The sequence below is a fragment of the Collinsella sp. Sow4_E3 genome (assembly GCF_052116285.1).
Taxonomy (GTDB): Bacteria; Actinomycetota; Coriobacteriia; order Coriobacteriales; family Coriobacteriaceae; genus Collinsella.
This window is the reverse complement of the sequence record NZ_JBQKLJ010000001.1, coordinates 439,940-455,125: the sequence shown is the minus strand read 5'-3', so window position 1 is coordinate 455,125 and position 15,186 is coordinate 439,940. Positions and strand designations below refer to the sequence as shown.

Genomic DNA, 15,186 nt, shown 5'->3' with positions numbered 1-15,186 from the left:
GCCAGCAGGGCCGGCAGGATCTCCGTTAGAGGCCCCCAACTTAGCCAACAATTGAGACAAATTATCCAACGCATCTGCATAAAAGCAAAGCCCCGAATCTCCAAACGGGGAATCGGGGCTTTAAGCGGTCCAAGCTAGTACGTGACGACCTTTGTGCCAATGGGAACGTTATCCCATATCCATTTAGCTCGATCTATAAGCAATCTCACGCATCCCTGAGATATATGCACACCCATTCGATCGTCCATAACGTTAAAAGTGCCCTGGTAATACGTTCCAGAGTGGATCAGATAGTCACCATAGAATTGCGTGTAGTAATAGCAGGTATAGCCATGACCAAATGAATAGCCCTTACCCGTGACGGAGTATTCACCCAGCACCGTTGGAGTTTGAGGCGCACCCGTAGAGCACTGCCAAAATTGAGCATAGCTCCAATTACCCTTGAAGCCTCTAAAAACACCCAGCTTGCAATTAACGGTATCAACCATAATGAGCCAACCAGTATTGCTCGAATACCAATTGGCTCGGTTGAGCATCGCCAATTGATCCGAAGGCATCATGGGTTGCGTAGTAAAAGGACGAGCTGTTGACCCGGGCGCAGAAGCACCTTTTGAGGTGATAACCACCTGTACGGCTTCAACACGATAGCTAACGCCCTCGGTGCCAGCTTTAGAGCCATTAGAGGTCCAACCCATCCAGCCGTAGCTCTGAGCATGCACGCGATACCAGATGTCATAGTATTGCGAAGCGGTGCCGCTTAAGCGCATCTTAACGGCTTCGACACGGCGGGATTTACCCACAGTTCCAGAAATCGAACCGCCTTTAGCCCAATCTTGCCAGCCCACGCCCTCAACATGAGAAGAAATCTCGATACCACCGGGAATAGCGCCTTGCCAAGAAGCCTTAAGGGCCTCAACGCGAAGGCTTTGCCCCGTGGTGCCCGCGACCCCGTTTTGGCCAACAGGATTAAGCCAACCACGACCCTCAACATGAGCTGCAATCGCAATATTAGGAGATGACACAAGAGCAGGGAGGTTATCGGAGGGAGAGAATGCGCCTTTCTCAACAAGCTTAATTTGAAGAGCCTCGGCGCGGACACCAAGCCCGGTCGTACCAGCATCCTCACCATTTTTTGCCCAACCAAGCCATCCATAACCGGAAGCATGCACTCGATACCAAATATCATAGGAATCAGAGGCGGGTCCTTGAAGTTTCAAAGAGATCGCCTGGATCGCCTTACTCTGACCAACGGTGCCAAAATAAGAGCCATCGGAGACCCAGTTTTGCCAACCGATATCGGAAACATGAGCCCTAACAGAAATGGATGAATCCTCAAAACCATTAAGTTTAAGGCCAACTGCCTCCAGAGCGCGCGATTGGCCAGTCGTACCTATAACTGCGTCGCCAGAAACAGTGTCAAGCCAACCAACTCCAGAAACGTGCGCCTGTGCAACAACACCAGGAGCAGAATCCCCTTCAACAAAAGCGTTGTCAGAGGCACCCGGTGCCGTTGAGCCCTTTGCAGAAAGTTCAACTTCAATTGCAGTCACACCCGAGCCATCGCCAGTACGACCTACGGAGACGCCATTAGAAGCCCAGCCCGACCAGCCAAAAACAGGCGTGAAAGCCCGGTACCAAACGTCGTACCTTTCGGCTAGAGCGCCAGAAAGCTGGACCCGGATGGCATTGATCGATTCGCCATCATTTGCGCTATGAAGCTGAGCGCCGTCTTGAGCCCAAGAGCTTTGCCAACCAGAACGTGAAAAACATGCTTGGTAGCTAATAGAGCCATCAGTTTCGCGGTCGACAACGGAAAGGGCAAAAGAGGAAAGGAGACGGGACGATTTAGTCGAGCCAATCGACAGAGGAGCAGCACCGTTCTCAGACTCAGAGACATTGTTGACATAGAAGCCGACACCGCTCAGCCGATCAACATTTCCTTGAAAGCGATTGTCCGCAGACCCCGGCGCAGCAGACCCTTTGGAGAGCAAAATCGCCTGAAAGCCCTGAATTGCCGCGCCCTTGCCGGATGATCCTGCCGAGAGCCCATTGGTGGCCCAGCCGCTCCATCCTCCATTTTTAGCAGAATAGACTCGATACCAGATATCGTATGAATCCGCCGCTTGTCCCGTTAACTTAAGCTGCACGGCCTCAAGGGAATGGGACCGGCCTGTGGTACCGCAGCTGCCGGTATTCCAGCTCTGCCAACCCTCACCGGAAACATGACCGCGCATGGCAACTGCACCAGTACCCGCATACCAAGAGAGACTCATGGACAAAGCCTCAATGGAAGAAGTGGCGGAAGCGTGGCCGGCCGTGGCGCCAGAAGAAACGGCTCCACCCCAGCCAGTACCCGAGAGGTGCGCAGAGTAGCTGATTGAAGCAGGCTCATCAACTCGATTTTTGAATGCATCTCCCACGGAAGGGGCGCTGCTCGAATTCTTGGGCAAGACCTCGATTTGGATAGCCTCAACCTGGCGTGCGTAACCAGCCGATCCTGCGGGGTCGCCATTAGAAGCCCAACCAAGCCAGCCAAAGTTTGAAGCATGAACACGGTAGAAAATATCGTATTGAGAAGCGAGCTCATCACTGAGTTGAAGCTTAACGGCCTCGACCGCTTTGGATTTTCCCGTTGTGCCGGCGATTGCATCGTTTCCAACGGGGTCAAGCCAGCCGATACCAGAAACATGCGTGGTGACGGAAATAGCGTTAGCGCCGAGAGGAGAGCCATCGGCTGACGTGCCCGTCAGCTTAACCTTAACGGCCTCGATACGTTTAGACTTACCCGTAGTACCCGCAATGCCACCATCTTTGACATAGGACATCCAGCCCATGTCTTGCACATGAGCGCTAATTGAAATTGCATCGATTGAAGCTGCGCCCTGGTCATTAACCGAAGTGTCTTCGACCGCGGGAGGATCGACAACGTCACCCACGGCATCTCTGGCTTCAGAGGACGTCGAGTCCAACGCCTCTAAAGAATCGTCCTCGACGGGGACGTCAGGGCAGTCTTGAGTCGTTGACAAATTTAATGAAACAAGATTTTCAGCATATACAGTAAAGGGAGTTAAAAACGAACTAACGCACATCACCGATGAAAGCAGGCATGCAACAGAAAATCTCAGCTTACCCATGAGCAACTCCATCAAACTACAACAGCACTATTAACAAAATAATACAAGTTAAAGGCTATGAGACTGAGATGTTGCGCTAGACAGAATCGAGCCGATAAAATTAAGAAGGATGTTCTCAATTCTTCAAGAATTAGGAAATCAAAACCTGCCGAGAATCTCCTCAACATTCTCCTTCAGATACTCATCCAGATCGGGTGCGGCAAACTGCACGTAGCCTCGCTGCGGCGCCTAAATGTCCGCCTGCTGAAGCAGCTTGGCCCCAATAAAGCTAATCTCGTTGGTCTTCTTGCCCATGCACTTGGCAATCTCGGACGATTTGGAATGTTGCTTATCCAAATGGAGTAACCAATCAGCTGTGCCAGGTGTGCGTAGCCCTTAGTAGCCGTAGCGGCTCTCGAGAGCGGGGTCGCCCTCAAAGGCCAGTTCCGACATTGTATCGGCTTATCGCAAAAGTATCGAGCTCTCGTAGGGCTCGAAGCTTTTAATCGAGATATACGAGATATATGCAGCCCACACAGGCCGCATATCACTTGAAAAACTAACAGCAGTTTGTTAAACAAATATTGGTGGCTTTTAGCTACCTCCAAGTACCGGGGGAAGTCCTCCGGCGTTTTTTCGGCCCTATTAGAACCAGATGGCCATACGGCCCATCTAACATTTCATTCCATTCCGAACCCTTGCTAAACGGCCACAAGGTATACGAGGGACTCACCATCGAGCAACGCAAGAAAATGCTTGTGACGTTCTCCGCGCTTATACGCCGTCTTCCTATCCGCTATGCCTCATTTGTTTATCTAAGGGTGTCATCGAGCGACGGAAGACCTCCATGGTCGATTACCGACCGGAACAGGCGGCGGACTACCTCTACCCTATCGAACTTGCCGCGGTACAGTATGCCGCAAAGGGAAACGGTGAGACCAACAATAAATTCATCGGCGGTTCGGGAAACTTCAAAAAGAGTTGGCTAAAACAGGCCCGTCACAAGGTAATCTAGCCATCCGTTAATTCAAGCTAGCAAAAGGATTAAAACCTTCCCCAATATCGTCATTTTTGTTCCAAGCTGTTTGGCTTTGAGTCGGCTTCCAACTTTGCCTACTTCTGCGGCATCATCATGCTCGCCCGTGTCTTTACCCAAGACCTCAAGATCGCCACACTCAAGAAAAAGCTAACGACCCTCACTCAAACGCTTGCGCTTAAGGATCATGAAGCGCGAACTGCGGGAAAATAAAAGTTTCAATTAGATTAGTACCGCTCGAGAATCTCCTCGGCGTTTTCTCGCAGGTAGATGTCTAGGTCCGGCACAGCAAACTGCACGTAACCCCTCTGCGGCGCCTGAATAACCTCTCTTTGTAGCAATTTGGCCCTAATAGAGCTGATCTCATTGGTCTTTTTACCCAAGCGCTTAGCAATCTCAGACAATTTTGACTGTTGTTTATCATCGCACATGGCCAAAAGGTATTTGATATCGTTGAGCCCCAGTCCGGAAATCGCGGGCTCGTGAACAAAATCGTGAAAACGAGCCTCTGCCAGCGCAATGCCTTCGGTGACGTCGCGCTCGCTCACAATGGAACTTTTGGCACGATGCAAGTCGGCGCGCTGCCAAATGGAATAACCGACCAGTTGCACCAGATAGGCATAGCCCTTAGTGGCCTTAGCGGCTCTCGACAGAAGATCGTCCTCTATGGTCAAACCAGTCGCGACAAAGCTATCGCCCATAGAGAGCGCTACCTCCACCTGGTTGATAGGCGCCAGATCTTCGGGGAGGGCACGACGCAAGAACGTAAGCGCCTTGCCGTTAATAAGATCCATAACGCCGGCGGGTAAGCCGGCAAAGGCAAGTGCGATATCTACTTATATCGGATAATATCGAGTTATATAAGCGTGTATAAACTTATCGCGAAAGTATCGACCTTTCGTAATTCGTCTTAATAAGTAGTCCAACGTTGCTTTCTTCCAAGCTCGTAGCGAAAGAAAGTTAAGGACTTCCTAAAAACCATTGCCTTAATACGAGAAATACTCGCTCTCAGCGGATAAATTCGGCCCCAACCACGGATCGCCCGTCAAGAAGAACTCCGGCCAGCGCTGCATGAACAGCGCCTGTTCACGCTTCCAGCGGCGCAGTTTTTCCTCGTTGGCCTCTTCCCTGCCGCGCGAGGTGAACTCGTAGTGGTACAGCTCGGCATAGGGCGAAAAGATGGTGCGGTAGCCCGCCTCCCACGTGCGCAGGCAAAAGTCCGCATCGTTAAAGCCGACGGCGAATTCCTCGTTGTAGCCTCCGACCTGCTCAAACACGTCGCGTCGGACCATCTGGCAGGCACCTGTTACGGCGCTAAAGTTACCCGGACGTGCGGCGCGGGCAAGATAGCCCTCGCGCTTTGCCGAGAAGTTCTGGTTGGCATGGGCAAGTGCGCCGCGCACACCGACCAAAATGCCGGCATGTTGCACCAGATGATCGGCAAAGTAGAGCTTGGCACCCACCACGCCCACATCGGGACGCTGCAGATAGCCCATCATCTCTTCAATAAAGTCCGGGCTTACGACCTCGGTATCGTTGTTCAGCAGCAGCAGATAATCGCCCTTGGCATGCTCAACGCCAAAGTTGATGATCTGGGAGTAATTGAACTCACCCGGCCAGTATACGACGCGTGCGCTACCTTTGCCTTCGGATACTGCGGCCACGCGCTCCGGCAGGGTTTCGTAATACGCAAACGTCTCCGGATCTTCGCTGTTATTCTCCACCAAGACGATCTCATAGTTGGCATACATGGCCTTTTGGGCGATCGACATCACGCAGGCATCGAGCGTCTCGACGTGGTCCTTGGTGGGAATCACAATGCTCACCAACGGCGCAGACTCCGGCAGCGCATAGCGCATGCGGTAGACAAACGGCGTCTCGGTCTCCTCGACCGCTCCATGAACGCCCAGTGCGTTAAAGTGGCGCTGAAGCGCAAGACGCCCGGCCTCTATGGCATACGGCTTGCTGTCGGCAGAGCCATCGGCGGTGAAACCGGAATGCACGCGCCAGTGATACAGCACGTGGACAATATGCTCAAACCGTGCACCCGATGCAAGGCAGCGAAGCGTCAGATCATAATCCTGGGCGCCCGCGACGTCTTCCGGCGACATGCCAATGCGATCGATAAGCGCCTTCTCCACCATCAGAAAATGCGTCACGCAGTTATGGCTATAGAGCAGGTCGACGTTGAGCCGCGTCTTAAAGACCGGCTGACCCCACTCCCCCGTTTTCTGAAACATGTCCTCGTCACAGAACAGGACCTGCGGACGCTCCCCCTCTGCCGCCTTGTTCAACGCGGCGACATAGTGGAACAACGCATCCGGCTCCAGAATGTCGTCATGGTCCAAAAATGCGATGTAGTCGCCCGACGCTTGTTGAATGCCAGCGTTGGTGTTGAGCACAATGCCGCCGTTGCCAGGCAGCTCAATACGATGAACCCGCTCGTCATTGGCGTCGGCCGCAAGCTTGGCCACCGCATCCCATTCGGGCGAGGCGTCCATAAGCAGCAATTCCCAGTTGTCATAGCTCTGAGATAGCACCGAGTCCAGCAGCTCACGCAGGTAAACCCGATCGGTCTTGTAGCACGGCACCACAATGCTCACGAGCGGTCGGTAGGCGAATGCCGCCGCGACGACGCACTGGCACGCCAGGTCGCCCGGCCTTGCGCGATGCTGCTCAAACCAGCATCGATAAGCAGCGTCATCCGCACGCGCATCTTTCATGCGGTTCCAACTGTCGTCGACCATGCCGTTGTACAGGCGGCCATCCATAGCGCAAAACCCACTCTGGATTTGGCCCGTGGGATCAGCCGCAATCGCGACAAAATCTCGTATATCCTCGGGCATCTCCACGCTCAGATACGTTTTATTGACGCGACAACCGTTTTGCTGGAGAACATCGACCTGCGACTCAAACACATGCACGGTGGCATCAATCGTATTCATGTGCGTATCGAAGATCTGGAGCCCAGGGACGCACTGGGGATCTCCCGCCCACTTTACCTCATAGCGCCAGACGGCGCCCTCATCTGCCGGTAAATAACGAACGGCATCGATCTCGTAGCGACCGCAGCACTCGCCGCGCTGCGCATCGCGGATAAGCGCGCACATCGCAGGCTTTGCTTTGTAGTTAATCTTAGATTCCAGCTTGGCAATACGACTATCAAGGCGAAGAGAGCCCAGCCTTTTGCCGCCGGACGCAAATGAGACGTCAATTGTAGAGCCGTCCATAAACGGAAGCACCAAGACGACGAGCTCACGCTCATAATCGGCAACGGAGGGGCAAAGCGCAAGCACGCGGCCATGATCGACCGGCAGTGCCAAAGACGGCACGCAAGCGCGATTGGTCGTCGCGTGAGCAAAGGCCTGGGAACCCTCCTGCTCAATAAGCCCCGCGATATCCTGGCCGACAAAGCGAAGCAGGACAAACAGACGACCCTGACTGCGGCAAAGCGCCAAACGCTTGATACTCATCTACACTTCTCGCTTTCCCAGAGCGTTCGCAGCCATGCGCTTGCACGCGCCCAGGCGCCCAAACCTCAAGACGTCGTAATCGAACATGAGTTTTTTGCGCGAACGAGCAGCAGGAGCCTTACCGACAAGCGCCGCACGCACCATAGCGGCAACAGAAGGAGCGCATTGTGCGAGCGCAGCATCGCTGCCCACGGCAGAACCGGCAAGCGCCGTGGCAACGGCAGCAAACACCTTGCCGCAGTCCGTACCCAACAGCCTGAGCGCATCGTACAGCACCAGATCGCATAGAAAGTACGCCAGGTCATCGGCATGCTGGGCATCGAGACCGTGGCGCCGCCAGTCAGCCAGCACCGCGGAGTAAATCTTCACGTGCTCCAGCAGACGTGTCTCGTCGTCGTAGCGCATGGTGTCCATGAGCGAACCCTTGCGCGCCACGCGGTAGTCGTACAGCTTGTTCGAGATAAGCGCAGTCTTGCGCGAACGACCATAGACGGCAAAATCGAAGACCTGGTCCTCGCCATACTTAACGGTTTCATCAAACACGATCCCGCTACCCAGCAAAAAAGCGCGCTTGCAGGCGGTGCGCCATGCAAAAGGGCGAGACGCTTCCTTAAACAGCAGGTCGGAGCTATAGCCCTCAAACGAAACGTCGCGTGGACTCAGCACATAGTTAAGCCACGGATACCCCGCGTCGAGCGGATACGGGTTTGCGCCAAAGGTCAAAACGTCGCAGTCCTCGCGCTCAAAGGCATCGACGATCACGCGGCACGCATCGGACGTAAAGCGGTCGTCAGAATCCAGGAACGCTACGATAGGAGCCAAGGACGCAGCGATGCCCGCATTGCGGGCGCTCGACAGACCACCGTTGGGCTTATCGACCAGCTTAAAGCGCGTATCCTTTTCGCAATAGGCAGCGGCGATATCGCGCGACCCGTCCGGCGAGCCATCGTTAACCAGCACACCTTCCCAATCGGGCATATCCTGCGCGAGCAGGGAGTCCAGGCACCATGCCAGACAATCCTCCACCTTGTAGATGGGAACGACAACGGAAATCTTAGGGGTAACCATAATCACGCGCTCCTACTGTGCCGCCGGCACGTCATCGGGATGCGGGTTATCGCCATAGGCGCGCTGATACGTCAGCACGCGCCAGACCAGCGGCAGGCCGCCGATCTTAAAGTAGTGCTTAAATGTATTGAGCTTGCCGGGCTTCTTAAAATCAAAGCGCGAATCGATATAGGCGCGGGGCGACTTGACCATCAAACGCAAGTCGGTCTCGCCGCGCGGATCGAACAGCGACAGGTCAAAGCGACCGGCATCCCAATCGGCCTTGAGCTCGGGCGACGCCTTCTCCCAAAACTGCTCGCGCAGCCCATCGACCAAACGCTCATCATTCCAACGGTACGTATCGACCTTCATGCGCATTAAAATGCCCTGAAGCCGAGCCTTAAGCTCGGGGCGTTCATCCAAAAAGCGCTGCATCTCGGCATATTCGTCGCACACGCAAAATACCTTGTTGGGCGAATTAACGGAGCTCTTCTCGTTATCCTGGCGATAGCACAAAATGGGGTCCGCAATAAACGCGGCACGCTCGGCGCATGCCCAGACCTTAAAGTTAAAACCCGCATCCTGATACGAGGCACCCGGCGTGGGAAGAAACCGAATCTGATTGTCGTTAAGGAACTCGCGTCGATAGATGGCAGACCAAATGGAAGGCTTGCGGTAGAAGATACCCGGACGATCGGCGGGGCGATACGCGGCGCCCGTCATATGCTCGTCGATAATCCCAAACAGCTCACGGCGCTCGCTGGGCGCAGACCAGTACAAGTAAAAGTCGCCCTTAACGACATCGGCATGCTCAGCATCGGCCTTGGCGACCAGCTTTTGGAGCGAATCCTCAAACATAAAGTCGTCGGACTCAAGGATGCCCACGTACTCGCCGCGTGCCATCTCCAGGCCGCGATTCATCGAGTCGCCGTAGCCGCTGTTGGCCTTGTCGATCATCTTTACACGGGGGTCGCGCTCCATGTACTCGCGGATGATATCCGGCGAGCTATCGGTAGAGCCGTCGTTGATGCAAATGATCTCAATGTCCTTGAGCGTCTGCGCCACGGCGGAATCGAGGCACTCGCGCAGGTAGCGCTCAACATTGCAGATGGGAACAAGCAGCGAAACTTTAGGGGTATCAGAGTTCTGCAAGAGAACCTCCTGTTGAATAGCGTGTAACAGGGTTATTTTAGCAGCCGAGTTGCGGCGGGCGGCAGCGCCCAGAATTAGATAAAGCGTTCCAGGCAGGCCTTAAGACCGCGGGTCGAAAGATAGAACAGCGTGGCATCTGCCATCGAAACGCCCGAGGTCGCCGCTACGAGCTTATGGGCAACACGGCGAACGGCGCCCTGAGCAGGCATATCCGCCCACTCCGATCCCAAAAACGTCGTGAGGTCCATGTTGACGCGAGCCGCCACGCGATGGAAGTCATCGGCATCCAAGCGTGCCAGGTCGAACACAATGAGGTCCAAAAACCAAGTGATCAGCTCGCCGGGACACAAGTCCAAAAGACCGTAGGCAGCCCAATCCTTAAAGACCTCCTCGAGCATCCTCATATGGGCGTCGAGCTTTTTAGCGCGGGCCTCGGCGCTGTTGAACTCGTGCGTTGCCGAGTCGTTCTCCATCACGTAGTGGTAGAACTTGTCCGGCATGACAACGGTCTTGCGGGCAAGCGCATAGGCCGCAAATTGGAAGACGACGTCCTCGCCCAAGGCCAAGCCGGGAGCAAAGCGAATGCCTTCGCGATTGAGCAGCTCGCGCGAAAAAGCCGCACGGCACGCATACGGCTGCGCATTCGCATGGAACAGCAGCTGGGGATCACGAGCGCCGAAGGTACTAGCTTTGGGACCCATGAGTTGCTGGACGCGTTTGGGTGCGGCGTCGGACGGCTCGCAGACGCCGCCAAAAACGGCAACCTCGGCATCCGCGGACGCCATGGCCTGCAGCACGCAGTCGACCGTCTGGGCGTCGATGTAATCGTCGGCGTCCACAAAAAAGACGACCTCGCCCTCGGCCGCATCGATACCGGCATTTCGAGCGCACGAGACGCCAGCGTTTTCTTGGTCAATCACCAGCACACGGCCGTCGGTATGGGCAATCTGGCGCAAGACGCTTAGCGAGCCATCTGCGGACCCGTCGTTAACGCAGATAACCTGAATCGAGCGCTCCGACTGCGCCAACAGCGAATCGAGGCATCGCCGAATCGAGCGTGCCGAGTTGTATACGGGAACGACAATAGTCGCTTTGGGGCTCGTGGCCTCTCCCATGCCGATCTACCCCCTCAGCGATTCGATGAGAAAGGCGGCGACCACGCCAGGGCCTCCAACCGATGCGTAGTACTTGGCACGCCCCAAGGCACCATCCGTCGCAAAACTCGGATGCTCGTCAACCCAGCCCTCAGGATCTTTGAGGATGGCAGCAAGATTCGCGCGCTTCCACGGCTTGAGGTCGTCAAGCGAAAAATCCCCCGCGTCCAAGGCCGCCTGAAATTCCTTGGCCATCTGAACCAGGAACTCCTTATAGAATTTGGGCGCCAGGCGCACGTAGTTCCACATGTACGAATCGTACTTAATGAGCTGATTGAACTTGAGCATGCGGGCGACGTCATCACTTGCGTGGTCGCGAGCATAATCCTCTCGAATCCAACGCTCGATCTCGGCATACTCGGTATTGACGCAAAAGACCTTGGCTGAAGAATTAACCGAGGAATTCTCGTTGTCCTGGCGATACGACAGCACGGCATCATGCAGGTAAATAGCCTTATCGGCACACGCGATCACCTTAAAGGCAAACGACGTGTCCTGAAAGGATGCCCCCGGAGTCGGCAAGAACTTGATGCCGTTGCGCTCAAGAAAATCGCGACGGTACACGGCCGACCAAATCGACGGCTTTTGCTTAAAGAACTGCGTCGTGTCGCTCGGATGCACCGGCTTGTCACAGTCCCTTGCCTTAAACATCTCGTGCAGCGAGCGGCGCTCCTCGGGCTTAGACCAGTAGAAGTCAAAATTCGCCTTCGCAAAGTCGGCGTTACTGCTCTCGGCTGCCAAGACCAGCTTCTCCAGCGCATCGGGCGCCATAAAGTCATCGGACTCTAGAATGCCCACGTACTTGCCGCGCGCCATATCCAGCCCGCGGTTCATCGAATCGCCGTAGCCGCTGTTGGCCTTATCGATCATCTTCACACGCGCGTCGCGCTCCATGTACTCGCGGATAATCGCCGACGAGTTGTCGGTAGAGCCGTCGTTGATACAGATGATCTCAATATCCTTGAGCGTCTGCGCCACGGCGGAATCGAGGCACTCGTGCAGGTAGCGCTCAACGTTGTAGATGGGAATTAGCAGCGACAGGACGGGGCTGCCAGAAGAATTAGTAGACAAATGTGCTCCTTAGGAAATACCTGTCGTTAATGGTATCAAAGGGTCGTCCAGCCCGCGGGCGTTTATATAATCTATGGAGCCTCTTACGGGCAAAGCAGCCCCACGCCACTCGTCGCGCACATATCAGGTTCCTGCGTTTTATTCAAACCTTGCCTACATGGCGCAGCGACCCTTTACAATAGGTGCCGTCCAACGGACGCATTCGATAGCTTCCGCGCAGCGCTCGCCCGCCGCGCGTGAAAGGATATATTCCCCATGACTTCTACCCTCCCCGCTCCCATCGACAAGCTCGCCATCGTCGTCGTCACGTACAAGCGTCAGGAACTCCTGGCCAACCTGTTCGACTCCATGACCGAGCTCACGGCAACGCCCTGGCGCATCGTGATTGTCGATAACGAGAATTCGTGCGAGACCAAGGCCATGTGCGCGGCGTTTAACGAGCGCCTCGCCAACCTGTGGGGCATCGACGCCGATCAGCCCGACGCGCAGGGCGGCACCGACCGCGTTATCTACGCCCCGCAGCTCGAAAACGGCGGCGGTGCGGGCGGCTTCTCCGCCGGCACCAAGTGCGCCTACGATCTGGGCGCCCAGTGGTTTTGGGTGATGGACGACGACGTGCTCGTCATCCCGGAGGGCATCGAGCGCCTGGCCAAGTGGACCGACCGCTACGACGTTATCCAGGGTTCGCGCCTGGACTTTGACGGCGGTGCCTTCTTTTGGCAGTATCAGCTCATCCTTTCGCTTGGTATCCCCAACCCCATCGCTAAGTGGGACCTGGGCCCCGAGGGCTATCGCGCCATGAACCAGCTGTGCTTTGAGGGAGGCCTGTTCTCGCGCCGTGTTGTCGACAAGATCGGCCTGCCCGACGCTCGTTTCTTTATCTACGGCGATGACGCCTGCTATGGCTATGTCGCCAGCCAACACTTCCCTGCCGTCGTAGTCGCCGATGTGGTGCTTAAGCGCGCCCGCGCCGTCTCCAACTGGGATATCGCCGGCAAACGCCAGCTCAACTCCACGAGCGACACCAACCGCTACTACATCATGCGCAATCGCGGCTATTTGGCCCGCTACATGCAGATCTACGGTGATTACCACCCTATTTTGTTCCGTTTGGGCAATGTGGCGACCTTCTGCAAGGAGTTTATCCGCCTTGCCGCCGTCGACAAGTGCTTTAAGACCGGCATTCCGGCGCTGCGCCGCGGCATGAAGGATGCCCGCAAGATCATACGCGACCCCAACTGGAAGCCCATGCCGCCCATGAAGGAAACCGAGTAAAGCCGGCCCTCCTATAACTTCTGACATGCGACGGCAACTCGTTGTCCATCAAAGCCAAACCCCCAGCGCATGCGGCCCACGGCAGGACGCGGCACGCGAATGTCGTCGAGACCGCTCCGTTCGATATCGAGCAATGCCTGCACTGACAGAAGCTCTAGGCCCAACGCATCGACATCGGGGTCGTACAGCATGCTGACCGAGATCAGCGGGCGGCTATCCAATATGCCAAGTGTATCCGCCGCATCAAAGGTATTGGCGGTCGGAAACACCTGGAAACCCCCAAACTCCGAACCGTGCGCTCGTTTTGTAACAGGGTCGGCATATCCAGGCAACCCAAAACAAAGACCCTGCAGTGCCAAACGAAAAGCCAGTAGCAAATCCGACTCGTCTCCATCGACGCCCAAATCATTAATAATTACGTCCAAAGCTCGCCTAACTGCACGCTCGTCTCCGCGGCAAAGAGCCTCTTGGAAATCATCGATAGTCTCGGCACTCTCGACAGCGCACTCGAACCATTCGATAATCACAAGACGCAGCGCATACCGGAGCTCGTTATTGGGAAGGCGCAGGGCGCGGGGCAGACTGCCGTCCGTCTGGCGATCAGTCGCATCTGTCGTCAGGAGTCCACTCAAATACAAATCGGTCCAAATACCTTCCGATGTACCGGCATCAGGCTTCACGGCGTCTATGCACAGTGGCGCCTCAACACAGCCATACGGATTAAGCAAATCAAACATTGCCGCAAGCCATCTTAAATCCCAGGCGCCCACAGTCTCGTTCAGACAATCGGCATAGCAACATACGTCAAAGCGCGTTGGCGGCAGGCAGCCCCGAGCCAAGAACTCAACCACGCGAGCCGGGTTCGAACAATAGAACCCGCCAAACCGGTAGCCTTCGAACCATTCGCGTGCGCAAGCCAGTCTGTCGCTCTGGCCAGTGTAATCTAGCAGCGCCCTGTTTTCGGCATCCGAAAAACCAAAGCGGCGATCGCACCAGCTCGACAAGGGCGAAGCCAAACAATACGGGCAGTTGCGATGCGCAAGTGCCGCCCGTGCGGGGCCGGGTCGCTCCCCCATCAAGCAAACCAGCCGCAAAGAATCGGTCGAGGCGACAATGCCGTCAAAGAGCAGGCGGTCAAGCAACTCGATAAAGCACGAGCCATAGGCGGCCTGCACCTGCATATGATTCGAAAACGCCGCGTCATACCCATCAACCAGCATCACAACCTGTTCATCACATGCCATACGGAGGAGCTCGATTAACACGCCAAGAGCCGAATCGATCTCATCAGGAGCGGCAACACCGCGCGCTACGCGCTCGATATGGCGCACGTCGCCGCGCGCTAAATCGGGAACTTCCAGCAGCGGCAACAGACGAGCGCACTCACGAGCGACGGCATCGCGCATGGCGGCCTCGGCATCGGCGCCTCGATAGGAGGAAGCAGAAAAATCCAAAGCAATGACCGGATAACGTGCATACTCATCACGATAGATGCCATCTTCTGCGTCCCATATTTGGCTACCGATGAAGAGATTGACGTTAGACGAGCCGGGCACAGGACGCTCCAGATAACATTTGAGCATGGAGAGGTTCATACTCTTGCCAAAACCATGAGGCCGACAACAGAGCGCCACAGTCGATTCGCAATCTAAGATATCGGCAATAAACATGGTCTTATCAACTAAAACACAATGATCGGCGGCGTCGGCAAAATCATGAATATCAATCGGCAGAACAGCATTTCCGACGGGATTGAGCAACTTCACGCCAAAGGTGTTATCAATATCATACATTGCCTGTTCAGACACCGTTTTATCTCCCCTTTTAGAATAACGATGCCATTTTAGCGACCATCTTGATAACAA

General features: G+C 55.3%; 10 protein-coding genes and 1 pseudogene. 3 read left to right on the top strand and 8 right to left on the bottom strand.

What is annotated here, in order from left to right; translation table 11 throughout:
• Window positions 1-134 precede the first annotated feature (134 nt).
• Window positions 135-3,146: a L,D-transpeptidase family protein gene (locus ACTQ48_RS01870; RefSeq protein WP_441569987.1), complete on the bottom strand. Its 3,012-nt coding sequence runs from the start codon at window positions 3,144-3,146 to the stop codon at window positions 135-137.
• An 814-nt stretch (window positions 3,147-3,960) separates the two neighbouring features.
• Between ACTQ48_RS01870 and ACTQ48_RS01865 the strand changes: the two genes are divergently transcribed.
• Together ACTQ48_RS01865 and ACTQ48_RS01860 are read left to right on the top strand one after the other, a co-directional pair.
• Window positions 3,961-4,128: a hypothetical protein gene (locus ACTQ48_RS01865; protein ID WP_441569986.1), complete on the top strand. Its 168-nt coding sequence runs from the start codon at window positions 3,961-3,963 to the stop codon at window positions 4,126-4,128.
• A 51-nt stretch (window positions 4,129-4,179) separates the two neighbouring features.
• Window positions 4,180-4,362, top strand: a pseudogene (locus ACTQ48_RS01860) (DUF2304 family protein); the annotation flags it as partial.
• 14 nt (window positions 4,363-4,376) lie between these two features.
• On the opposite strand, the gene ACTQ48_RS01855 reads toward ACTQ48_RS01860, so the two are convergent.
• The 6 genes from ACTQ48_RS01855 to ACTQ48_RS01830 all read right to left on the bottom strand — a co-directional run bounded on the left by ACTQ48_RS01855 (window position 4,377) and on the right by ACTQ48_RS01830 (window position 12,046).
• On the bottom strand, window positions 4,377-4,910 hold the full coding sequence (locus ACTQ48_RS01855; RefSeq protein WP_441569985.1) for a hypothetical protein: 534 nt from the start codon (window positions 4,908-4,910) through the stop codon (window positions 4,377-4,379).
• A 225-nt stretch (window positions 4,911-5,135) separates the two neighbouring features.
• A complete protein-coding gene (locus ACTQ48_RS01850; protein WP_441569984.1) occupies window positions 5,136-7,622 on the bottom strand; it encodes a glycosyltransferase family 2 protein in 2,487 nt (828 codons plus the stop codon).
• Complete coding sequence (locus ACTQ48_RS01845) at window positions 7,623-8,690, bottom strand: glycosyltransferase (RefSeq protein ID WP_441569983.1); 1,068 nt, start codon at window positions 8,688-8,690, stop codon at window positions 7,623-7,625.
• Window positions 8,691-8,702: 12 nt separating this feature from the next.
• On the bottom strand, window positions 8,703-9,821 hold the full coding sequence (locus ACTQ48_RS01840; protein ID WP_441569982.1) for a glycosyltransferase family 2 protein: 1,119 nt from the start codon (window positions 9,819-9,821) through the stop codon (window positions 8,703-8,705).
• A 74-nt stretch (window positions 9,822-9,895) separates the two neighbouring features.
• Window positions 9,896-10,936: a glycosyltransferase family 2 protein gene (locus tag ACTQ48_RS01835; RefSeq protein WP_441569981.1), complete on the bottom strand. Its 1,041-nt coding sequence runs from the start codon at window positions 10,934-10,936 to the stop codon at window positions 9,896-9,898.
• 6 nt (window positions 10,937-10,942) lie between these two features.
• On the bottom strand, window positions 10,943-12,046 hold the full coding sequence (locus ACTQ48_RS01830; protein WP_441569980.1) for a glycosyltransferase: 1,104 nt from the start codon (window positions 12,044-12,046) through the stop codon (window positions 10,943-10,945).
• 255 nt (window positions 12,047-12,301) lie between these two features.
• Here ACTQ48_RS01830 and ACTQ48_RS01825 point away from each other — a divergent pair, with 255 nt between their 5' ends.
• Entirely contained in the window at window positions 12,302-13,321 is a 1,020-nt protein-coding gene (locus tag ACTQ48_RS01825) for a glycosyltransferase (RefSeq protein WP_441569979.1), read from the top strand.
• An 11-nt stretch (window positions 13,322-13,332) separates the two neighbouring features.
• Here the strand turns inward: ACTQ48_RS01825 and ACTQ48_RS01820 are convergent, their stop codons facing one another.
• Window positions 13,333-15,129: an AAA family ATPase gene (locus ACTQ48_RS01820; protein ID WP_441569978.1), complete on the bottom strand. Its 1,797-nt coding sequence runs from the start codon at window positions 15,127-15,129 to the stop codon at window positions 13,333-13,335.
• Window positions 15,130-15,186: the final 57 nt, after the last annotated feature.

Coding starts and splice junctions, on each gene's coding strand:
- ACTQ48_RS01870 (WP_441569987.1), bottom strand. CDS start 3,146: ATGGAGTTGCTCATGGGTAAGCTGAGATTTTCTGTTGCATGCCTGCTT.
- ACTQ48_RS01865 (WP_441569986.1), top strand. CDS start 3,961: ATGGTCGATTACCGACCGGAACAGGCGGCGGACTACCTCTACCCTATC.
- ACTQ48_RS01850 (WP_441569984.1), bottom strand. CDS start 7,622: ATGAGTATCAAGCGTTTGGCGCTTTGCCGCAGTCAGGGTCGTCTGTTT.
- ACTQ48_RS01845 (WP_441569983.1), bottom strand. CDS start 8,690: ATGGTTACCCCTAAGATTTCCGTTGTCGTTCCCATCTACAAGGTGGAG.
- ACTQ48_RS01835 (WP_441569981.1), bottom strand. CDS start 10,936: ATGGGAGAGGCCACGAGCCCCAAAGCGACTATTGTCGTTCCCGTATAC.
- ACTQ48_RS01825 (WP_441569979.1), top strand. CDS start 12,302: ATGACTTCTACCCTCCCCGCTCCCATCGACAAGCTCGCCATCGTCGTC.